General features: G+C 43.6%; 17 protein-coding genes, 3 tRNA genes and 3 rRNA genes. 9 read left to right on the top strand and 14 right to left on the bottom strand.

The features are described from left to right. Positions 1-290: 290 nt before the first annotated feature. Both ITG10_RS25555 and ITG10_RS25560 read right to left on the bottom strand, forming a co-directional pair. Complete coding sequence (locus tag ITG10_RS25555; RefSeq protein WP_016784144.1) at positions 291-521, bottom strand: hexameric tyrosine-coordinated heme protein; 231 nt, start codon at positions 519-521, stop codon at positions 291-293. Positions 522-1,939: 1,418 nt separating this feature from the next. Then, on the bottom strand, positions 1,940-2,536 hold the full coding sequence (locus ITG10_RS25560) for a type IV toxin-antitoxin system AbiEi family antitoxin domain-containing protein (RefSeq protein WP_248387016.1): 597 nt from the start codon (positions 2,534-2,536) through the stop codon (positions 1,940-1,942). 473 nt (positions 2,537-3,009) lie between these two features. On the opposite strand from ITG10_RS25560, the gene ITG10_RS25565 reads away from it, so the two are divergent. The 3 genes from ITG10_RS25565 (at position 3,010) to ITG10_RS25575 (ending at position 5,719) form a co-directional block, all read left to right on the top strand. After that, positions 3,010-3,741: a site-specific integrase gene (locus ITG10_RS25565; RefSeq protein WP_248387017.1), complete on the top strand. Its 732-nt coding sequence runs from the start codon at positions 3,010-3,012 to the stop codon at positions 3,739-3,741. A gap of 442 nt (positions 3,742-4,183) precedes the next feature. Then, positions 4,184-5,068 carry a hypothetical protein gene (locus ITG10_RS25570; RefSeq protein WP_248387019.1) on the top strand — a complete coding sequence of 295 codons (885 nt, stop codon included), beginning with the start codon at positions 4,184-4,186 and terminating at the stop codon, positions 5,066-5,068. A gap of 72 nt (positions 5,069-5,140) precedes the next feature. Then, the gene (locus ITG10_RS25575; RefSeq protein WP_248387021.1) at positions 5,141-5,719 is read left to right on the top strand and encodes a hypothetical protein; all 579 of its coding nucleotides are present in this window, start codon (positions 5,141-5,143) and stop codon (positions 5,717-5,719) included. Positions 5,720-5,804: 85 nt separating this feature from the next. Here ITG10_RS25575 and ITG10_RS25580 read toward each other — a convergent pair whose 3' ends face one another. The 9 genes from ITG10_RS25580 to ITG10_RS25620 all read right to left on the bottom strand — a co-directional run bounded on the left by ITG10_RS25580 (position 5,805) and on the right by ITG10_RS25620 (position 14,140). Beyond that, positions 5,805-6,236: a hypothetical protein gene (locus tag ITG10_RS25580; protein ID WP_017633219.1), complete on the bottom strand. Its 432-nt coding sequence runs from the start codon at positions 6,234-6,236 to the stop codon at positions 5,805-5,807. After that, on the bottom strand, positions 6,229-7,485 hold the full coding sequence (locus ITG10_RS25585; protein WP_248387023.1) for a site-specific integrase: 1,257 nt from the start codon (positions 7,483-7,485) through the stop codon (positions 6,229-6,231). The genes ITG10_RS25580 and ITG10_RS25585 overlap by 8 nt, the downstream gene beginning before the upstream one ends. Before the next feature lie 88 nt (positions 7,486-7,573). Next, positions 7,574-7,664: transfer RNA gene (locus ITG10_RS25590), tRNA-Ser, on the bottom strand. A 69-nt stretch (positions 7,665-7,733) separates the two neighbouring features. Continuing rightward, positions 7,734-7,849 (bottom strand): 5S ribosomal RNA (gene rrf, locus ITG10_RS25595). A gap of 94 nt (positions 7,850-7,943) precedes the next feature. Beyond that, positions 7,944-10,834: ribosomal RNA gene (locus ITG10_RS25600) — 23S ribosomal RNA — on the bottom strand. Positions 10,835-11,245: 411 nt separating this feature from the next. Then, positions 11,246-11,319 (bottom strand) — tRNA-Ile (locus ITG10_RS25605). 2 nt (positions 11,320-11,321) lie between these two features. Beyond that, positions 11,322-11,396, bottom strand: a tRNA-Glu gene (locus ITG10_RS25610). 88 nt (positions 11,397-11,484) lie between these two features. Continuing rightward, a 16S ribosomal RNA gene (locus ITG10_RS25615) occupies positions 11,485-13,034 on the bottom strand. Together the 16S, 23S and 5S rRNA genes with 3 tRNA genes alongside form the textbook arrangement of a ribosomal RNA operon. 581 nt (positions 13,035-13,615) lie before the next feature. Continuing rightward, positions 13,616-14,140 carry a DUF3087 family protein gene (locus ITG10_RS25620; RefSeq protein ID WP_017631593.1) on the bottom strand — a complete coding sequence of 175 codons (525 nt, stop codon included), beginning with the start codon at positions 14,138-14,140 and terminating at the stop codon, positions 13,616-13,618. Positions 14,141-14,396: 256 nt separating this feature from the next. Here ITG10_RS25620 and trmY point away from each other — a divergent pair, with 256 nt between their 5' ends. Then, a complete protein-coding gene (trmY, locus tag ITG10_RS25625) occupies positions 14,397-14,996 on the top strand; it encodes a tRNA (pseudouridine(54)-N(1))-methyltransferase TrmY (protein WP_248387024.1) in 600 nt (199 codons plus the stop codon). A gap of 252 nt (positions 14,997-15,248) precedes the next feature. Next, the gene (locus ITG10_RS25630; RefSeq protein ID WP_017631592.1) at positions 15,249-16,451 is read left to right on the top strand and encodes a hypothetical protein; all 1,203 of its coding nucleotides are present in this window, start codon (positions 15,249-15,251) and stop codon (positions 16,449-16,451) included. 105 nt (positions 16,452-16,556) lie between these two features. On the opposite strand, the gene ITG10_RS25635 is transcribed toward ITG10_RS25630, so the two are convergent. After that, positions 16,557-17,657: a permease gene (locus ITG10_RS25635; RefSeq protein ID WP_017631591.1), complete on the bottom strand. Its 1,101-nt coding sequence runs from the start codon at positions 17,655-17,657 to the stop codon at positions 16,557-16,559. Positions 17,658-17,890: 233 nt separating this feature from the next. On the opposite strand from ITG10_RS25635, the gene ITG10_RS25640 reads away from it, so the two are divergent. After that, positions 17,891-18,187: a metalloregulator ArsR/SmtB family transcription factor gene (locus tag ITG10_RS25640; protein WP_004733042.1), complete on the top strand. Its 297-nt coding sequence runs from the start codon at positions 17,891-17,893 to the stop codon at positions 18,185-18,187. Beyond that, positions 18,171-18,770: an RNA polymerase sigma factor SigZ gene (gene sigZ / locus ITG10_RS25645; RefSeq protein ID WP_017631590.1), complete on the top strand. Its 600-nt coding sequence runs from the start codon at positions 18,171-18,173 to the stop codon at positions 18,768-18,770. The genes ITG10_RS25640 and sigZ overlap by 17 nt, the downstream gene beginning before the upstream one ends. A 144-nt stretch (positions 18,771-18,914) precedes the next feature. On the opposite strand, the gene ITG10_RS25650 is transcribed toward sigZ, so the two are convergent. Together ITG10_RS25650 and ITG10_RS26545 are read right to left on the bottom strand one after the other, a co-directional pair. Beyond that, positions 18,915-19,529, bottom strand: coding sequence for a YitT family protein (locus ITG10_RS25650; RefSeq protein WP_017065874.1), 615 nt, complete (start codon positions 19,527-19,529; stop codon positions 18,915-18,917). Between the two features lie 472 nt (positions 19,530-20,001). After that, positions 20,002-20,151 carry a hypothetical protein gene (locus tag ITG10_RS26545; protein WP_206598117.1) on the bottom strand — a complete coding sequence of 50 codons (150 nt, stop codon included), beginning with the start codon at positions 20,149-20,151 and terminating at the stop codon, positions 20,002-20,004. A 29-nt stretch (positions 20,152-20,180) separates the two neighbouring features. Between ITG10_RS26545 and ITG10_RS25660 the strand changes: the two genes are divergently transcribed. Both ITG10_RS25660 and ITG10_RS25665 read left to right on the top strand, forming a co-directional pair. After that, a complete protein-coding gene (locus ITG10_RS25660) occupies positions 20,181-21,392 on the top strand; it encodes an MFS transporter (protein ID WP_017631588.1) in 1,212 nt (403 codons plus the stop codon). 224 nt (positions 21,393-21,616) lie between these two features. Further along, on the top strand, positions 21,617-22,342 hold the full coding sequence (locus ITG10_RS25665) for a sulfite exporter TauE/SafE family protein (RefSeq protein ID WP_206598116.1): 726 nt from the start codon (positions 21,617-21,619) through the stop codon (positions 22,340-22,342). Positions 22,343-22,347 lie beyond the last annotated feature (5 nt).

Here is a 22,347-nt window from a genome sequence, read left to right on the forward strand (position 1 = left end):
GACTACGAGAGATAGTGGACGTAGCTGATCAGCTCGTAGGCTCTGGATTTAGTTCCATTGAATTACGCAACAAAGCCGGGGTGTTTACCTCGGTAATAGGTGTCGCTTATCCGACAAAAGTTTGTTCCACACATGCTTGAAGAGCTAGTGCGATGAGTATAATCGCACTAGTTAATAGGCTTGGTTGAGGTGCACACCAAGTGATTATGGTAAATCGACCATGTCATTTTACCTACGCACAACGACTGTAACGTTAAATGGCCTCTACAATCACAAGGCCTTATGTGAATTTAATTATCTCTCCAATAGTTATTAGCCTGAGATACTGTCTGAAAATGCATTGCAATTGTCTTTGATGATTCAATAAGCAGCGATGCACTTTCTGAGTATTCGGGTCTTAACTTATGTAAAACCTCCATGTCTGGTTGAGTTTTCTTTACTCCCATTCTGCTCAACTTAATCGCCAGTTCAAAACCCTCACTAGGCGTTTCTGTGATTAAACTAGGTAACCATTGCTCCATTATTTATTCCTTGCTTTATTAGATGATGGAGGGAAATTAATACCACATTCAAGCTGATAAAGTTAACTTTAAAATCGAGCTTTTAATAGGACTGGATCACACTTTATTAACAAATTTGTTCTCTATAGCACCAAATCCGTAACTACATAGCTACTTTTAACTTAATTGAGCACAGAATTACCTTCTACTTCTTACACCAAGTAGTAAGTACATAACCCACAATGAATTTAATGCTTATACTACTTGCTCATAATCCATATCAACTCCCATCACCTCGACAAACACTTCTGATATTTGTTCACCGCGCAGACTGGTTGAACTTCCGTCATTTCGCAGCTGATTTAGTAATTGAAATAGTATGAACCAGCGGTCATTTAATAGTAAAAACCACGTGACCGAGATTATCGAAGAGGTGATTATTTCGGGCTCAATTGCGCCTGTATTTGCCATTCAGTGGGCGCAGGCAAATAAGGTAAAGATTTAACCTTCCTGAGCACCGTAGGTATGTAGTGGGTTTGAAAAATAAGTCACATAGTAAATACGTTAACACGATTTATGGAACCCACTCCCTCAGTTAGTCTATATTTAGCGAAGTGGAACTAACTCTGAGGGCTGCATGGTTAAGACCGTATTGCTTCCATTTGGTTATTTTGAAATGAGGTTTAGGCATAAAGTTGCGAGAGGAAGTGAATGTAGCAGATCTAATCGTAGGTTCTAGATTTAACCCCCCGAAATTACACACCCTTGTGAGTTTGTGGCGCTTTTTGAGCGATTTACAGTTCAAAAATCAACATGTTACTTTTATGAAAGAACCGCACAATAGTGCCCATTTTCATACTTTGTGAATTTTGAGTTATATGAATTTGCTAAGCAGCTATCGACAGTTAACCTGACATTCGTTAACCAGCAAAACAGAATCAAGGGGTTTAAACTAGGTAATGTCACTACTGCAGTTTAATCGTCTGTAGTTAGTTGTAAAACTACACAAGTATTCAAGAAACTGTATCAGGAAAACTATGCGATATTTTAGTAAGCGCTATAAAACGAAGGTCAACACATTGCTGCATTTAGCAAAGATAAACGACCTCCCTTTGGGATCTTTTATTGATACCTTGAAAGGCAGAAGCGTCCTCAAGCAAGATGAACGCTATAAAAAGCGCGACGGTCAGCGTGTTGTTTGAGGCGAAGCTGATATAAATTGCTCTACCGCTGCTTTTCCTCTGGAAACCCTCAAAGGCAAACGCTTAAATTCTTTGGCTATATGCTTCACACTTGAGCAATTCCACGCTTTAGAGGTGTGTTATAGTCATTGTCCTGAGAATATAGCCGTCGAAGCAATTGCAGCGCTTTCTACAATATGATCGATGTTCAATCTCGCACTCTATAAAACAAGGTAACAACGTGTTAGAAGTAAGTGACTAACCATTGTAGTTTATTATCTCCATATAGGGCATCATTACATTTGTCATTCTGTAATGCTTTACATACTCCCAGAGCTTCCCTTGCTCTAATCTGTTAGCTCTTTTTGCCTCTGTAAGTGCTTCAATCGCGACATCAATCCCGATCTTGTTGCGGAACTTAAAGCAATCAACAATCGTCCGCTCAACGTCCGTTACTAAAACAGGGATGCCATCAACTTGTGTTGAAATCACCCCCAAATCCGTCACGTCCCTGGTACGAACAATCTTAATGCTTGGGTACTCAATATTGGGAGCTCTATCATTTTTCTTAATGCTGAGCCATATCTGAAAAGGTGCTTGGGTAGTGAGATTGTGGTAACTGAGTGCTGATAGAAGGCAGATAACCCCTTTTTTCGCTCTGACACTGACCTCAGCAAAAGAGTGCATCTCCGATTCTTCTCTACCTATATACCCGTAGAGTCCTCGCTGTAGTTTTTCTATGTCACCTTTTTCCACAGCGCGAGAAAGGGCGGCACGAGTTACATTGAATTTTGCAGCGTCTGAGGTGGTGAATATGGATAGCTTTTTAAGCTTATCGAGTTGTGATGGATTCATTTTTAATGATACGTTTTGTTATACTTAATTTGTACTATATGCCAAAACGTAACATTTTTCTTTCATTCCTTAGATGGTGCAAACAACACTGCTATTGAGCGGAAATAGCTAAACCCATTAAAAATAGCCAGCTTCCTACATATCAAAGTGATTCAGATAAACAAAAAATTATGAATTTCATATTTCAATATGATCATGTTTAAAAAGATAACCAATTCAACATCATTAACTGATTAGAGTGGTTAATGATGGTGGTTTTTGCTGGTTCAAATTCATTAATAAGTTAAATAGATTGGTTGGTTATATTGTGCGATATCGCTTAATTACTTTTTTAAGCGATTGTTATTTAAGCAATAATGTTGGGGTGTTTATTTATTTTATAGTAAAATCATGCACTTATGATTTACCAGTATTATTGACGGTTTTTTTGTAAATCTGTAGCGTAGATTTCAAATAAAAATGAGGTTTGCATCATGAAATGCAGAGATAAGTTTTTGTTTCGCACGGTAGCAGAAACAATGTTCGAACTTGAAAAAGGAACTTACGCTAACTCAACAATAAAAGCATGGAGATCTAAGTTAAAACGTATCGTAACGTTTTTCGGAGAACTCGACATACGAGATATCGTACGAAGCTGTATTCTTCGCTACTTACATGCACACAATGATCTTACAAACAAAACACTAAATGAAGACCTGACACTTATCCGAAAAGTATTCACGTTTGCAGTTGGGGATCGGCTTATTACACAATCTCCAGTTGATGGTATCCATAACTTACAAAATGCTCCCATTAGCTGTAATCCATTCACACTGAATGATATAACCTGTTTAACTCACCAAGCAGCAGCTTGCTCAAGTGTTAAAAATGGGGTCCTTCTGGCTTGCCATACAGGGCTTCGAAAAAGTGAGTGGTTGGCACTAGTTGTTGATGATTATGACCCAGTAAAAAGAGAGCTTAAAGTCGAGAGAGCTTGCGTAGTTAATCACTTTAAAAGGCCAAAAACTACGGGATCAAAGCGTAGGATTCAATTGTCTAAGACAGCCCAAAAGATAATTGAAAACCAGTTAAGTTTAATCTTTGGCTTAGCGGCTCAAGAAATCCATATCACCGAAAGTGATCAAAAGACCCGAACCAAACTTACCGCAAAACCTCTATTCCCTAATCTTGATACAGGGAAATTTTACCAAAAGATAAAGCAATAGATCGCACCTTTAAAAACTGGCTCGTTACAGCCAACGTCGCTCATCGAGGTGCGAGTCAGGCCCGTCATACATTCGCATCTCAAGCTATTTTGAGTGGGGCAAATCTTTATAGGATAAGGTCTCAACTAGGGCACAACACGCTAGATATGCTTTATAAGCATTACTCAAAGTGGATTGAAGAAGACGCAAAAGACTACCCCAACCTGATTGATTTGCACTTCAGAAAGCTGCAAATTCGGTCGACAAACTCATCCTTTAATTTGCCTCATTCCGGTGTCTCGACACCGGCTTTCAAAAAGATAACGACATCGTAACCAAGGACACTGCAACACTTTTACTGCGTAAAAGATGAACGAAAGCTTTTCTTGAGGGGGCTACGCCCTCAACCCCCAACACGACAACACACAAACCGAGGACTACACAATGAAAAATAAAGCATCACATGCTTTTTTCAACGCTTCCGTATTCCGGCACAGCAGAAAAACAGGCCAAGCTTAAGAAGTCAGCAGGACATAGTATCCGAGATGAAAATGCGAAATCTGAAACCATTGAATGGAATCCCGATCTCAGTCACCTCAACGAAGTATATATCAATAACCAATGGACGAAACTTGATGAATTGAGCAATGACGATAAATCCCAGTTTATCGAATCTATAAGACTTCCTCAGAAACCTCAAGAAGGCCTAGCTAAATGTAAACAAAGAAAGAGAGCATATAAGAAGAAACTAAAAGCCGTTTTGCAATCAGAAAAGGGAAATACCGAGGGGTCTAATTTTATCACTAAGATTTTAAGCACCCCTGAACATGTCCCGCTTAAACTCGACTCTTTGCTTAATGAAGCTAGGAATATTGATTTCTCTCGCAAGAAGCAAAGGCTGAACGCTTTTGAGAAGTACATTTCACTTCATAACAAACTGGTTTCGTTCCCTAAAAATTTGAACTCAAACTTGGTAGAAGAGTCGATTTTTGTCATTCCACACCGAAATGAAGTTTCTCAGGATCTTCTTTGTGGTAAAGAAATGGCTGAAGCGTTTATGAACTATTATCGCCGATTCTTCAAAGACTATGAAATATTAGCCGTGTTTGTTCATATCGATGAAAGAAGTCTCAATGAAGATACTGGGGAGCATGTCCACCTCTTCCTTAACGCGCAAAATAGCCGAACTAAAGAGTGGGATCTTAGAGTCGCCAAAGCAAATCTAGCTCAAAAAATGAAGCTCACCTTGAACCGTTCACACTCGCCAATTCAATACAAAAAAGGAGCATGCTTTACGAGAAAGGAACAATCAGAGCATGGAGTTCAATCAAGAACTTCAGAAAGATAAACAAAAAGTAAAAGAAATGCGCCGGCAAGGAAAGCAAAAAAAAGTGAAAGGGATTGTAATTATCACACTAGAATGCTGGAAAAGGAGCAACTGCAAATTGAGCAAAAGATCTCAGCGAAGCTAGAGGAGTTGAGCCAATTAAATCAACACATCAACGAAGTTAAAAATCAACAAAAGGAGGAACAAGAAAAAATAAGAAGATTACATGTAGATATAGACTTACTACGATCGGATACAAACGCTGCAACTAATCAACTGGATAAAACCTCTACCGCTCTATCAACAGTCAAAGAACAGCTCAAAACGGCAGAATCAAAAGTTCTACACAATGAAGAAAAAAATGAACAGTTAGAGAAATCGAACTCATATCTAAAAAAGGTGATCGCTAAACTGACTCATACCGTTGTTGAAACGTTAGCTCCCATCTTTCAAGATCTAATGAAATCATTTGTCTTTGAACAAAGGGATGAGAAAGAACTACTGACTTTATTAGAAAGAAGGATGTCAGCTCACATGAAAAAATTGGATGGAAACCCAATACAGCAGGCACTTGTATGTGGGATGAAAGACGCCCTCCTAGATAATAGGGAAAACCTGAACACTGCTTCCCCCAAAAAACGGAGAATAAGTGCCGACCGAGAGTTCGATTGATAAGGTCTTCATAATAATTTAAAAGGTAAATCTCGTGAGTTCTAAGGTGTTCACGAGATTTGGTTTTTCAAAATGACATTGAGATTCAGCGCTTTATATTAACTTGAATTTCTACTCCTGACACACGATGTACGAAAGTAAAATGCTCTTGGCTTCTAGTGCTAATAAGAACAATCCCTTTCTTTGACATAATGGTCCAATAAGGTAGAACAAAGGCATCAAAACACTCTACGTGTGACATGGGTGGAGGGCTTACGAGCCCTGCAATTTCTCTCAGTGTTTCAAAGTCACCAAACAGTGCCTGCTGTGTTTGCCAATCTATTCCTAATGCCATTAATGACATAGATGTGGTGCTTGGCTTATCTTCGAGGCGCTCAAAAAGCTGATAGAGGCAGTGGATATCTTGATAGTCATACTGTTTTGATAACGCAAGCAACGAGGTTTCATCCCCTTCAAAATAGCTTTGCTTGAACGCCTTATAAACCGTGTGCAACTCATCATAGTTGAACTTACTCATGTGAGCCTCCCAGTTGAAGTGAGAACTGGTTCACCGCACTAAGCATAAGTTTCAGTTTTGTTTGCTTACCATATCGGCCAAATGTCATTGAGGGGTGATGATGGCCAACGATATCAGCGACTGTAGACTCAGCCACTTCCTTTTGCTTAAGAACATCAATGAAAGTGTGACGGAGGGAGTACGCAGTAGGGCGTTGCCCTGCTTTCAATCCGATCTTAGATAGGAGTCTGCCGAATTGTTGGCTCCAGTCCTTGTTGAGACCCAGTGGCTTGTAATCGAATAGATCGGTTTTGCTATTGTTCTTACGAAGCTCAACATACTCAAGAAAGCCATGTTTGATTAGACTCTGATGAATGGGGACTTGTCGCAGAGCATAACGATTCTTGATCCGCTGTCCGTGACCTTCATCTGTTACGTTTAAGTAAGGGACTGGACCGCTAACGACCACGTCTTCTGTACGTAGCTGACACACTTCATTCGGCCTCATCCCCATGTACGTGAGCAATAAAGTAACCCAGTAGAAACCATTATCCACTTGCTGAAACTGCTCAGATGAGAAGAGTGTTGAAAGCTGACTCTCTGACCACCTTGAGCGCTGCTTATCAGCTTTTATAGACTTCTTGAAAGTCGCTTTGATATCTGCAGACACGTTTCTTTCAATCAAAGACATGGTCGCACACCAACATATAAATTGACTTAACGCCGCGTAATAATCTTTACAGCTTTTTGCTGAAAGACTAGAGCTATTGAGAGTCTTAATGTACTCCATCAGTGTCATCGCAGTTATTGTTGATAAACCAGATAGCGCTGTGCTCTCAAAGAAAAAGGTAATGCGCTGTTTCAACTGATGGACAGTCAATGCACTGACCCCTTGAACCCCTTTGAACTCTAGAAAGTGTTCTAACGCTTCACTCCAATGCTTTTCTTCACTCAAACGCTTAGAAGTATGACTTATAGAAGGTATACAACCTAAATGTAAGCGATCATCCTGCTTCTGTGATTGTAAGTTCAGATGGTGGGACAAGATGCCTTTTAGATGCAACTGAAACTCTGAAAAGCACAGAGAACCTGTAGTACGAAAGGCCTCTTTGACAGCACTAACAAGGCTTAAGCCAATGACTTTAGCTAGTTTAGGGTCTTTTGTTCGAAGGCTGATTTTTAGATCGAATGGGAATCCCAACGCTTTCAACTGTGCTGGAATACAAATCCGTGCGTAATAGACGCCGTGGGGAGATTTTTGTATATACATTGACTTACCTCGTTGTTTCGAAGCAAATTCAAGTCTTACAGATACAAAAAAAGCCTTTGATAATCAAAGGCTTTTTTTTGATGAATAGTGGTGGAGGGATAGGGATTTGAACCCTAGAACCGCTATTAACGGTTGCCGGTTTTCAAGACCGGTGCTTTCGACCACTCAGCCATCCCTCCAACAAATTGTCATCAACAGATTAGTACACTGTTGAGGTTGTTACTTGCTATGCAAATAACGAAATTAAAGCCTGGCGATGTCCTACTCTCACATGGGGAAGCCCCACACTACCATCGGCGCTATTGTGTTTCACTTCTGAGTTCGGCATGGAATCAGGTGGGTCCACAATGCTATGGTCGCCAAGCAAATTTTAAAATTCGGAAAACTGTAATTTAAAAGTGTCTCTTCAAACTCATTCAAGGTCTGTCTTTGAGTCCACAAAACCCCTTGGGTGTTGTATGGTTAAGCCTCACGGGCAATTAGTACAGGTTAGCTCAATGCCTCGCAGCACTTACACACCCTGCCTATCAACGTTCTAGTCTTGAACAACCCTTAAGGACGCTTATAGCGTCAGGGAAAACTCATCTCAGGGCTCGCTTCCCGCTTAGATGCTTTCAGCGGTTATCGATTCCGAACTTAGCTACCGGGCAATGCCATTGGCATGACAACCCGAACACCAGAGGTTCGTCCACTCCGGTCCTCTCGTACTAGGAGCAGCCCCCTTCAATTTTCCAACGCCCACGGCAGATAGGGACCGAACTGTCTCACGACGTTCTAAACCCAGCTCGCGTACCACTTTAAATGGCGAACAGCCATACCCTTGGGACCGACTTCAGCCCCAGGATGTGATGAGCCGACATCGAGGTGCCAAACACCGCCGTCGATATGAACTCTTGGGCGGTATCAGCCTGTTATCCCCGGAGTACCTTTTATCCGTTGAGCGATGGCCCTTCCATTCAGAACCACCGGATCACTATGACCTGCTTTCGCACCTGCTCGAATTGTCATTCTCGCAGTCAAGCGGGCTTATGCCATTGCACTAACCACACGATGTCCAACCGTGTTTAGCCCACCTTCGTGCTCCTCCGTTACTCTTTGGGAGGAGACCGCCCCAGTCAAACTACCCACCAGGCACTGTCCGTAATCCCGATTCAGGGACCAACGTTAGAACATCAAAACTACAAGGGTGGTATTTCAAGGACGACTCCACCACATCTAGCGACGCGGTTTCATAGTCTCCCACCTATCCTACACATGTAGGTTCAATGTTCAGTGCCAAGCTGTAGTAAAGGTTCACGGGGTCTTTCCGTCTAGCCGCGGGTACACTGCATCTTCACAGCGATTTCAATTTCACTGAGTCTCGGGTGGAGACAGCGTGGCCATCATTACGCCATTCGTGCAGGTCGGAACTTACCCGACAAGGAATTTCGCTACCTTAGGACCGTTATAGTTACGGCCGCCGTTTACCGGGGCTTCGATCAAGAGCTTCGACCGAAGTCTAACCCCATCAATTAACCTTCCGGCACCGGGCAGGCGTCACACCGTATACGTCATCTTACGATTTTGCACAGTGCTGTGTTTTTAATAAACAGTTGCAGCCACCTGGTATCTGCGACTCTCGTCTGCTCCATCCGCAAGGGACTTCACTGATAAGAGCGTACCTTCTCCCGAAGTTACGGTACCATTTTGCCTAGTTCCTTCACCCGAGTTCTCTCAAGCGCCTTGGTATTCTCTACCCGACCACCTGTGTCGGTTTGGGGTACGATTCCTTACAATCTGAAGCTTAGAGGCTTTTCCTGGAAGCATGGCATCAATGACTTCACTACCGTAGTAGCTCGACATCGTATCTCAGCGTTAGTAGCGGTCCGGATTTACCTAAACCACCCGCCTACGTACTTGAACCTGGACAACCGTCGCCAGGCCCACCTAGCCTTCTCCGTCCCCCATCGCAATTGTAAGAAGTACGGGAATATTAACCCGTTTCCCATCGACTACGCCTTTCGGCCTCGCCTTAGGAGTCGACTTACCCTGCCCCGATTAACGTTGGACAGGAACCCTTGGTCTTCCGGCGAGGGAGTTTTTCACTCCCTTTATCGTTACTCATGTCAGCATTCGCACTTCTGATACCTCCAGCAGCCCTTACAGACCACCTTCAACGGCTTACAGAACGCTCCCCTACCCCACATACCCTAAGGTACGTAGCCGCAGCTTCGGTGTATAGCTTAGCCCCGTTACATCTTCCGCGCAGGCCGACTCGACCAGTGAGCTATTACGCTTTCTTTAAATGATGGCTGCTTCTAAGCCAACATCCTGGCTGTCTGAGCCTTCCCACATCGTTTCCCACTTAGCTATACTTTGGGACCTTAGCTGGCGGTCTGGGTTGTTTCCCTCTCCACGACGGACGTTAGCACCCGCCGTGTGTCTCCCGGATAGTACTTACTGGTATTCGGAGTTTGCAAAGGGTTGGTAAGTCGGGATGACCCCCTAGCCTTAACAGTGCTCTACCCCCAGTAGTATTCGTCCGAGGCGCTACCTAAATAGCTTTCGGGGAGAACCAGCTATCTCCAGGTTTGATTGGCCTTTCACCCCTAGCCACAAGTCATCCGCTAATTTTTCAACATTAGTCGGTTCGGTCCTCCAGTTGATGTTACTCAACCTTCAACCTGCCCATGGCTAGATCACCTGGTTTCGGGTCTAATCCTAGCAACTGTACGCCCAGTTAAGACTCGGTTTCCCTACGGCTCCCCTAAACGGTTAACCTTGCTACTAAAATTAAGTCGCTGACCCATTATACAAAAGGTACGCAGTCACACCACGAAGGTGCTCCTACTGCTTGTACGTACACGGTTTCAGGTTCTATTTCACTCCCCTCACAGGGGTTCTTTTCGCCTTTCCCTCACGGTACTGGTTCACTATCGGTCAGTCAGTAGTATTTAGCCTTGGAGGATGGTCCCCCCATATTCAGACAGGATATCACGTGTCCCGCCCTACTCGTTTTCACTGATGATGAGATGTCGATTACGGGGCTATCACCCTTTATTGCGGCACTTTCCAGAGCCTTCATCTGTCTCATTAAAAGCTTAAGGGCTAATCCAATTTCGCTCGCCGCTACTTTCGGAATCTCGGTTGATTTCTCTTCCTCGGGGTACTTAGATGTTTCAGTTCCCCGGTTTGCCTCCTGTTGCTATGTATTCACAACAGGATACTTACTTATGTAAGTGGGTTTCCCCATTCAGGAATCCCAGACTTAAAGGTTATTACTACCTAATCTGGGCTTATCGCAAGTTATTACGCCTTTCATCGCCTCTGACTGCCAAGGCATCCACCGTGTACGCTTAGTCACTTAACCATACAACCCGAAAGGGTCTTAATGTATGGCAACTAACCAAGGTTTGACTCAATTGTGAATCAAATAAATTTTTGTTGTTGTCATTAAGAAGGGTTAATTCTCAATGACTGTTTGCCGGACTCAATGTGAGGATCAAACAAACTACACTTGAATGTTTGATTTATTTTGTGAATAAAGACACTTGAATGAATGTTTGTTGTTTTTATACCGTTCTTATTAAATAAGAGCAGATAAACATTGAGAACTTTTAAATTTGATTTTTGAATTACTCGTAAGTAATCAATCAGTCAGCTTTCAAATTGTTAAGGTGCTCTCCCAAGAATATTTTCAACCAGTGACCCCCTGCTTGTAAGGCAGGTGCTCTCCCAGCTGAGCTAAGCCCCATCTAGGTTTTATTTCCTTGGGAGAAAATGGTGGGTCTGCAGGATTCGAACCTGCGACCAATTGATTAAAAGTCCTGCTCTACCAACTGAGCTTAACGACCCAATGGTATCCCGTAGGGGAGTCGAACCCCTGTTACCGCCGTGAAAGGGCGGTGTCCTAGCCTCTAGACGAACGGGACACTGCTAATTTATCTCCACCAAAAAGGTTCTCTTAACTTTTCTAAACCTAATCAATCTGTGTGGACACTTATCGTGAATATCTTCGTATAAGGAGGTGATCCAGCCCCAGGTTCCCCTAGGGCTACCTTGTTACGACTTCACCCCAGTCATGAACCACAAAGTGGTGAGCGTCCTCCCGAAAGGTTAAACTACCCACTTCTTTTGCAGCCCACTCCCATGGTGTGACGGGCGGTGTGTACAAGGCCCGGGAACGTATTCACCGTAGCATTCTGATCTACGATTACTAGCGATTCCGACTTCATGGAGTCGAGTTGCAGACTCAATCCGGACTACGACGCACTTTTTGGGATTCGCTCACCATCGCTGGCTTGCTGCCCTCTGTATGCGCCATTGTAGCACGTGTGTAGCCCTACTCGTAAGGGCCATGATGACTTGACGTCGTCCCCACCTTCCTCCGGTTTATCACCGGCAGTCTCCCTGGAGTTCCCGACATTACTCGCTGGCAAACAAGGATAAGGGTTGCGCTCGTTGCGGGACTTAACCCAACATTTCACAACACGAGCTGACGACAGCCATGCAGCACCTGTCTCAGAGCTCCCGAAGGCACACCTGCGTCTCCGCTGGCTTCTCTGGATGTCAAGAGTAGGTAAGGTTCTTCGCGTTGCATCGAATTAAACCACATGCTCCACCGCTTGTGCGGGCCCCGTCAATTCATTTGAGTTTTAATCTTGCGACCGTACTCCCCAGGCGGTCTACTTAACGCGTTAGCTCCGAAAGCCACGGCTCAAGGCCACAACCTCCAAGTAGACATCGTTTACGGCGTGGACTACCAGGGTATCTAATCCTGTTTGCTCCCCACGCTTTCGCATCTGAGTGTCAGTATCTGTCCAGGGGGCCGCCTTCGCCACTGGTATTCCTTCAGATCTCTACGCATTTCACCGCTACACCTGAAATTCTACCCCCCTCTACAGTACTCTAGTTCACCAGTTTCAAATGCAGTTCCGAGGTTGAGCCCCGGGCTTTCACATCTGACTTAATGAACCACCTGCATGCGCTTTACGCCCAGTAATTCCGATTAACGCTCGCACCTCCGTATTACCGCGGCTGCTGGCACGGAGTTAGCCGGTGCTTCTTCTGTTGCTAACGTCAAGAGATAGCGCTATTAACGCTACCCCTTCCTCACAACTGAAAGTACTTTACAACCCGAAGGCCTTCTTCATACACGCGGCATGGCTGCATCAGGCTTTCGCCCATTGTGCAATATTCCCCACTGCTGCCTCCCGTAGGAGTCTGGACCGTGTCTCAGTTCCAGTGTGGCTGATCATCCTCTCAGACCAGCTAGGGATCGTCGCCTTGGTGAGCCATTACCTCACCAACTAGCTAATCCCACCTAGGCATATCTTGACGCGAGAGGCCCGAAGGTCCCCCTCTTTGGCCCGTAGGCATTATGCGGTATTAGCCATCGTTTCCAATGGTTATCCCCCACATCAAGGCAATTTCCTAGGCATTACTCACCCGTCCGCCGCTCGACGCCCATTAACGCACCCGAAGGATTGTTAGTGTCGTTTCCGCTCGACTTGCATGTGTTAGGCCTGCCGCCAGCGTTCAATCTGAGCCATGATCAAACTCTTCAATTTAAGATTTTGTCGACTCAACGAATACTGACTTCAAAACTAATATTTACCACTCTTTCGAAAAAGAACAGAAACATGTAATTCTAAAGCTATTATCCCTCTCTTCTTAAATAAATAGGAACAGAAAGATAATGAATTGACTGTGCCAAGTCCTAAGACTTGATTGGTCACTCAGTTCATTGAAATCAATTTTGATTCCGAAGAATCTGTTTTATCTAACGATAAAACGTTTTGATATTCATCAACGAGTGCCCACACAGATTGATAGGTTTAAATTGTTAAAGAGCTTTGCTTATCGAAACTTTCTTTTTACAAAGAAACCCTTGAAAGCGGACGTAAATTCTAGCGACTTAATCTTAAGTGTCAAACACTTTTTAAAATTAATTTCTTTCGAACTTTCCGTCTTACTGATTACCGTTGAAGCCTTGTGGCGTCTGCCGTGTCAGTGAGGGGGCATTATAGAGATCATCGAAAACATGGCAACCCCTATTTTAATAAAAATTCAAAAAAGTTGCCTAAGCGGCTACTTTTACGTCAAAACCCTCTTTCACAGGTTAAAGCTCATACAATCAAGAGCATATAGCTTAGAATTTTGCGACTAGATCTTTCGAGAATGCCTCTATATCCAGTTCGATACTCCACTTTTCACTTAACTCCACTATGTTATCTAGCGATTGCTGAACCGTTTTTATCGTCAATGTATTGTTATCTAGGTCGTATACCTGTTTTTGCGTAGTGTAATAGAAGTAAAGGATCGTTAATGCTTCTCGATCGCCTTGCTCAGCTTTTGGTTGAATACGCTTAAGCTTACGATAGATTTGATTGTGGATTTGTTTCAGGTTCCAAACATAAAGCGCTTCTTTAAAATACTCATGCCCTTTCATTCGGCTTGCGATAAACGCATTCAAAGCGACAGATAAGATCACCCCAAGTACGTTCAAATGAAAGTTTCCTGTCGATTCACCAGTAATAGAAGTAGCCGAGCCAAACAATTCAATCAGAATGGTGCCGAATACAATGGCAAACAATGCAAGTGACCCAACTAATGACACCAACAACAGGTTCATCTTCTTTCTATATTCTTCTTTATTGATCTTTTGTAACTTCACCAACAGCTTCCTTATGTAAGTCACTTTATGATTTTGCGCATACTATCTATGTAAACATTGGTTCGCTTCAACCGTTACCGTCTTGTAATGTGGTCATTCTCTATTTAATACTCAAAGTTCGCTGGTTGGTACTAAGTGCAACTCCATTTGACTTCATTAATAGAAAAGAGTTACATACCGCCACAATTTTGGTTATTCATCAATTCATGTTGATAAAGCCTGTTTCGCTTTATCACATACTGACAAGGTACATTCCATGCGTTCATTTGTATTACGCGCTCGCGCAGCCCCTACAGAGAGCAAACTTATCTTAGAAGGTGTTGGGCAAGACGCTCATACCGAGATTCTGGCTCATACTCTGATGAACACGATCTTTGTTGCTCAATCTCACCGTGAGAATGTCACCGTACACCTTGTATTAGAAAGTACTAAAGACTTTTCACGTACGATTACATTTGATTCAAACGAGATCACCAACATTGGTGGCTTTCATGAGTCTGCATTGTTATCTGCGGTAGTAAGAGCGGTTGACGCTTCTCAAGGTATGACTAAAGAACAGACACGTCAGGTTGAACCGGGCATCACTGTTCGTACTATGAGTTTTGAAAAGCTGGTTAAAGAGCTAGCTGAAGACCACCAGCTGTACATGATGGATAAAAAGGGTGACTTTATCCGTGATGCAGAGATTGCTCAAAACCCATGTTTCCTTCTAACTGACCACATCCCTATGCCGAAGAAAAGCTACAACAGCTTGAAGCGTTTAGGGACAGAGAAAATCAGCTTAGGTCCAAACATGCTGTTTGCTTCTCAGTGTGTGGTGTTGATCAATAATGAGCTTGATATAAGAGGCTTTTGATTTTTTAATCATTACCTCAAACATAATCTTGTTCTTAAGCCCGGCATTCTGTCGGGTTTTTTGTTTGCATTCCAATACGTTCTCAATTTCCTTTCCGTTTACTTCATAGTGCCCTGTAATTATTAGGTCGAGTTCCACTTTGTTACATCGAATTTCGGAGCAATGCCTCTCTCTAACTCATTCAATCTTATAAATTTCTCATATCACTTCTATACTGATTCCAATCTTAATTAATCGTGTTAAAGGCAAAGGATGAGCGTATTAACCGTATTCTTCTGTGGCACAGGCTCAAACTCAGAAGACAACAATCACAAAAACTATGTTTCTGGCGAATTGATTTCGACGCTAGCGAAGAATGCAACGGGCAGAGACATGATTGACTACATTCAAGTGGATGGGGTTGGTAGTGGGAATCAGAATGAGTGGTTGAAGCAAGGTAAGGACGACACCTACTCTGGAGTTAAGGGAACATTGCTGGGTAAAGGCATCGACAGCAATATGCGCCATGTACTGAATATCTTGCGCGGAAGCCAACAAGATAAGAATGACTATGTAAAGCGAGCCAAAGGACTGCTCAGTGAATCTCGCCCTGCAAAATCGGCTTGGCCTTTTGCAACCAACCAGAAATACCAAGATTGGTTGAAAGATTCACAAGAATTAGCCGCTGACCTAAAACACGGTATGGCAGCGCGCCAACAGAACATCGCGATTGAGCGCCAAAGTAAACCGATTAGCCAAGTGAACATCGTGGGTTGGAGCCGAGGTGGTGTAAGTTGCTTTGAACTGGCGAACCGGATGCTCAAAGACCACAAACTCAGCCATATTCCCGTCAACATCTTTGCGTGTGATCCCGTACCCGGAGGGATGAACGCATTCAAGGATTACAAATCACTCGGTAAAAACGTTAAACAGATCGTGTGTGTTTTCGCTGAAGACGAACGCTCACTCGCTTTTAAAGCAAGAATGCCCCGCTTGTCCCCTTCAACTAAATACTACACCACCTACATGCCTGGTCGACACGGCACTTTGGTAGGAAATGCCAATACTTCCGGCGGAAGCAAAGGCGCGGGATTACTTACCGGACCAGGGCTGGTGACAAGAGATTTCATGGAAAAGGTATTAAAAGGTTGGGGCACGCAGCTTAAACCAAGTACGACATTGAACTTCTCTCGACAACGCATTATCGAGTTATACGAGCAGATGCGCAGTCACGAAGCGTATTTCAATAAAATGCACGGCATGACTTACACGGCTAAGAACCGACTACTATGGACAAGCAAAGATAGAATAGGCCAACAAAAAGAGCGCCGATATGGTATTCCGATGTATCGTTTTCAGTTTCCCGGCATAACCAACAACTATGGCGATGCGATTAATCGTCACCACTGTGATGTGTTAGCCACTAATGCTTTCGCAGCACACGGTACTTCAGCTGTAATACCAAACCCAGTCTGATATTCCTATTTGATAAGCCGTTAAACAAAAAAGAGCTCAACTAAGTGAGCTCTTTTTATTATCTATATCTTGTAATCAATTGGGTTATCTAGGAATCAGACCAGATTAGCCAAAGATGAAGCTGTATAGGAAGCCTGCACCCATCGCCATGGTTAGGATAACGAATAGGAATGCTGCAATCATTTGGTTTTTGAAGATTGACTTAAGCAGAATAACTTCAGTCAAACTTGCACCCGCACTACCAATGATCAATGCCATTACCGAACCTAGCGCCATACCTTTTTGTACTAGAGCTGCACTTAGTGGGATTACCGCTTCAGCACGAATGTACAATGGAATACCAATCACAGCCGCTACTGGAATCGCATACCACATACCTTCACCAGCGTACTGTGCAATAAGGTCTGTTGGAATGAAACCGTAGATGAATGAACCAATCGCGATACCCATCATTAGGTAAGGGAAAACTTGTTTGAAGTCTTTCCAAGTTGAGAACCAAATTCTCATCCAACGGCTAGGCTCTTTCTTCTCTACGATTTCAGCAGTTGCGCTTCCATCCGTTGAGCAGCATGAAACCGTTACTTGTGGCTCTTCTTTTTTCGAATCGCAGCAAGATGTTTCTTTTGCCATTACAGGTGCAGGTTCACCGCATGCACTTGTACCACATGAAGATTCTGCCTTCGCTGGCGCTGCTTTCTTAGGAGCAGAATCACCACAGCTAGTGCCACAGCTTGAAGCAGAACCTGTCGATTCATACGCTTCAGGTTTTACGTAACGCTCAAAGCCTAGTTTCTCTAGTGCGTAACCTGCCACTACCGATACTGTCATCGCGACTAAGAAGTAGAATACCGCCACTTGCCAGCCGAACGTAATCACGAACAAACCAATGATCACAGGGTTCAATAGTGGGCTACCGAATAGGAACACCATCATTGGACCAAAACCCGCTCGTGCGCGCAGCAATCCTTTTAAGAAAGGAATGGTCGAACATGAACAGAAAGGCGTAATCGCACCCAGTAGCGCTGCAACCACATAACCCTTACCGTTACGCGAGCTCAGAATAGATTGAATCTTCTCTGGTGTAAGAAACTCTTGCAGAATCCCAACAATGTAGCTGATCGCCAAGAAAAGGATGATTAGCTCTACTGCTAAGAAAGCGAACATATCAAGTGCATCTTTTAGCATTGTTAACATTTCATTGCTCATAATTAACTCCAAACAGGATTGAAGGCCGGACTCTATGAGGAAAGTAACCAACCCTTAATTTCGAATATTCTCGAATTATAGAAATATTTAGTGACAGATCAAGTTTTATTTCGATAAAAATCGAAATAAATTTCGAAAACACAGTTTTTCAATAACTTACACAGCCACCGTTTTTAAATTTGAATTTGGCATACATTTCGACTAACATCGAAATTAAATCTTGAGGAGTTAATATGAACTTAGAAGTCGTTGCGAAAGCACTTAAAGAGTTGGGGCACCCTATCCGCCTGACTATCTATAAAAGTGTCGTTAAAGCTGGCTACCAAGGCATTGCAGTTGGCGGCCTACAAGAAGAACTCGGTATCCCCGGTTCTACCTTGTCTCACCACATTTCAAGCCTAGCGTCGGCAGGACTAATCAGCCAAAGACGTGAGGGAAGAACCTTATTCTGCGTGGCAGAGTATGAATGCCTAGAAGGCGTGATTGATTTCTTACAAGACGAGTGTTGTGTGAATGAACAGTGCAACTAAAGCACCTTTGAATAGGGCTTCTTTGAATTTGGAACAAGTTTGGGCTGAGTATCAGCAAGCGTTAAAGTCATTCTTGCATTCCAAGGTCAACAACACCGCTGATGTAGACGACTTACTGCAAGAGATCTTGATTAAGACTTATCAAAACTTAGATAAGGTGCAAGATGCGAGCAGCGTAAAATCGTGGCTATTCCAATTAGCCAATCACACCATTATCGACTTCTATCGTAAACATGCTCGACAACAACGTGATAGCCAAATTGATGCTGAAGATCTATGGTTCACCGATTTAGACCACAACTCTGAGTTCAAACAAAAGCTTTCATTGTGTATCGAACCCTTTATTCAGGCGCTACCAGAACAAAGTTCATCGTTACTGCTCGCTGTCGACATCAAAGGCAAAAGCCAGAAAGAGATCGCAGAGGCGCAAAACGTCAGCTACTCAACGGTTAAGTCTCGCGTTCAGAAAAGTCGCGGAGATCTTAAGAACCTGTTTGAGGAGTGCTGTAACCTGTCACTTGACCAACAAGGCAATGTGATTGACTGCGAACTCAAGCCAGACAACGATTGCAGCAACTGCTAATAACTAATAACTAACTCGAACCTGTTATTCAAATACAACAAAGCCAGCAATTGACGCTGGCTTTGTTGTTTTTAGAATCTGTAAATCACTCTTTATTTAAGCAAATCTAGAGCTTAATCGAATCGAGTGTTTGAGCGAACCGAACTATGCTGCTTCCGCTTTTACCACAGGTTGATAGCGCCCCGGTTTATGGTTCATTGCTAGAATCAAGTTGGTGACTATCGCACCAAGCACAGACAGAAGAACCAATGACACATCAACAATGAACAGAGAAAGTACAACAATCGTACAGTCTAGTGCCATCTGCACCTTGCCCGCGCGAATTCCAAAACGTTCTTGTAAGAACAACGCCAGAATATTGAAGCCACCTAAGCTCATCTTGTGACGGAAAATCACCAGCATGCCGGTACCAATTAAGCCACCACCAAGTAAAGCTGCATACAATGCATGAATTTCGGCAATTTGAATCACGTGATACAAGTGATCCACGGCGAACGAAACAATCGAAACTGCGATAAACGTATTGATAGTGAAGCGCCAACCCATACGAGCGACCGACAAAATATAGAAAGGTAAGTTAAGTGCGAAGAACACTTGGCCAAAGCTTAGGTCTGTTACTTTGGTAATGAAGATTGCTAGACCAGCCGTGCCTCCGGTGAGCAAACCGACTTGGTTGAAAAAGATAACGCCGAGTGAAACCAGTGCGCTACCTAAGATCAGTGCCAGTAAGTTTTCGCGAAGGTTATGATCTTTATCCATGTGAATGACTCTCCCTGAATCTTTTAACATCGCGTTTCAGTAGTCTTGAAACGATTTATGCCCAAATTTACGATGTTTGACAGATAAGTCGAGTGAACAAGCAATCTTGCTTAGAAATTAGTTTGTATATTAGTTTTTACAGTTTTGTGAATTCTCCAATTAAACAGATAGTTAAAAACCTGTAGTTAGGCTTTCATTATTAACTGCATGCTTCTATCGCGGAATGAGTGAGCTTCGAGTTTTCCTATTTATTGGTCACGTTTCGCCCTAAATCTAGCGACGCATAAAACCATGCATAGATCTATGCATAAAACGCATAGACTAAATCACAAATGGTCATTTGATACATATCTCACTCGTCATTATGATGCGCGACTTCTTACAACATAGAGCGCATGTCAACACCGTATGTTTTCACAATCTCTTTTTGCCCAACTGGCCAGAATGACGCTATTTCTCGTCATTAGTTTGGTTATTGTGCATCACAGTCAGCCATTGATTGATCTCTTGGCTCAGCATGCCGTGAGCAGTGGCTGCCATCAGCAATCAGGGCATGAGCATTCTGGGCACGAACATCACCATGAAATGACTGACCAACACATGTCAGCGCAAGACCACTCACATCACCACCATTAATTAAAGAGTATTAGAATGAGCATTTTCCGTTTTCCTTTACTGGTATGGCTAGGGATAGGCACACTTATTATCAGTCTAGGGATCAGACAATCATTCGGCATTTTCATGATGCCAATTTCAGAGCATTTCGGTACAGGTCGCGAGTTTTTCAGCTTCGCTATTGCTCTACAAAACCTGCTGTTCGGCGTGTTCCAACCTTTTGTGGGCATGGCGGCTGACAAATGGGGAGCAAGACGCATCATTATCGCAGGAGCAGTTGCTTACGGTTTGGGTTTACTTCTTACCTCAATTTCTACCGAATCGAGCATGCTTTACGTTTCACTGGGTGCACTCGTTGGCCTTGGGTTAAGTGCGACAAGTTATGTGATCGTGCTTGGCGCAGTAGCGAAAGTTGTACCAGCAGAGCACGCGGCTAAGGCGTTTGGCTTAACCACGGCTGCAGGTTCATTTGGTATGTTCGCGGTAATTCCGGGCGCACAATACATGCTGAACGAGTTTGATTGGCAAAGTGCGATGCAAGTGTTTGGCGTACTGTGTTGTTTGATGATCTCTTTTGCGCTGTTCATGCGAGCGCCTAAAGCAGCCTCAAACAAACAAGCGCAAGCAGAAGAAAACCAAACACTGAAAGAAGCGCTGTCTGAAGCGTTTGCTCACAAAGGTTACTGGTTGATTCACGCGGGCTTCTTCGTGTGCGGTTTCCACGTAATGTTTATCGCAACGCACTTACCGAGCTATTTAGCAGATAAAGACCTACCAGCGAGCAGCGCTGCGATGGCACTGGCTTACGTTGGCATCTTCAACATCTTCGGATCTTACTTCTGGGGTGTAATGGGCGACAAGTTCAGCAAACGCCACGTTATGTCTGCACTGTACTTAGTGCGTACTGTAGTTATCGGCGCGTTTGTCACTCTACCAGTGACTGAATCAACCGCGGCTATCTTCGGTGCAGCCATTGGTTTCTGTTGGTTGGGTACAGTACCGCTAACGTCAGGCTTAGTTCGTCAGATCTTCGGTGCCCGTTATCTGTCGACGCTTTACGGCTTGGTGTTCTTTACTCACCAAGTGGGTAGCTTCTTAGGCGCTTGGGTTGGTGGTCGTATTTACGATTACTACGGTTCTTATGAGCCAATCTGGTGGTCAACGGTAGTACTGGCATTTGCGGCAGCGCTTATCCACTTACCCATCAATGACAAGCCGATTGAGCGACTGAAATTGGCAATGGCTTAACGTTTTATGCTGACTCCCCCACTAGCGTAAACAACAAGTCGTTCCAATAAAGCGAGTGAGTATTGAAAGGAAGCATCCTGAGATACTCACTCGCTTTTTTGTTGGTCGTTATAATAGAAATTATAACTAGCGAAACTGGCATAAACCTCACTGAATAATAAGACTATTCTTTTGGTTTTCATTTATAGTATCCACCCGCTCCTTTAAAACTAATCCGCAGGCTTATGGAATACATAGATCAGACTGTCCTTATTGCAATGGCACTCATTTTTGTCGGCTCGTTTGTGCAAACCGCAATCGGTTTTGGTTTGGCCATTGTTGCAGCCCCACTGCTGTTTTTAGTCTCTCCAGATTATGTACCTGCGCCGATCTGTTTAATTGGTCTGTTTATCTCGTTATTCAACGCGTTTAAACATCGAGCGAATATCTCTATTGGCGGGTTGAAAATCGCACTAATAGGTCGAATTCCAGGCTCACTAGCAGGCGGAGCTTTGTTAGTGATGGTTTCAACAAGCGTGCTATCACTATGGTTGGGCTTATTGGTAGTATTCGCCGTGATTGTTAGCCTACTGCCATTTAGACTCGAACCAACCCCAGCTAACATGGGTATTGCGGGGTTTTTCTCTGGGTTCTTTGGTACCAGTTCTGGTATTGGTGGTCCACCGATGGCACTGCTGCTGCAACACCAAGATGCCAATCAGCTCCGTGGTAACCTTTCTGCGTTTTTCGTGTTTAGTTCAATCATCTCGTTACTGGTACAGATCCCGATTGGCTTCTTCACCGTGCATCATTTAATCATTACCATCCCTTTGCTGCCTGCGGCTTGGTTGGGCTACAAAGTGGCATTGATGACGACACAAAGCATCCCTAAAGAGAAGATACGCATTGGTTCATTGCTGCTATGTTCTATCAGTGGCTTTACTGCAATCTGGCAGGGGTTAGCTAGCTAGTGCTC

Source organism: Vibrio sp. ED004, from assembly GCF_023206395.1.
Lineage (GTDB): Bacteria > Pseudomonadota > Gammaproteobacteria > Enterobacterales > Vibrionaceae > Vibrio.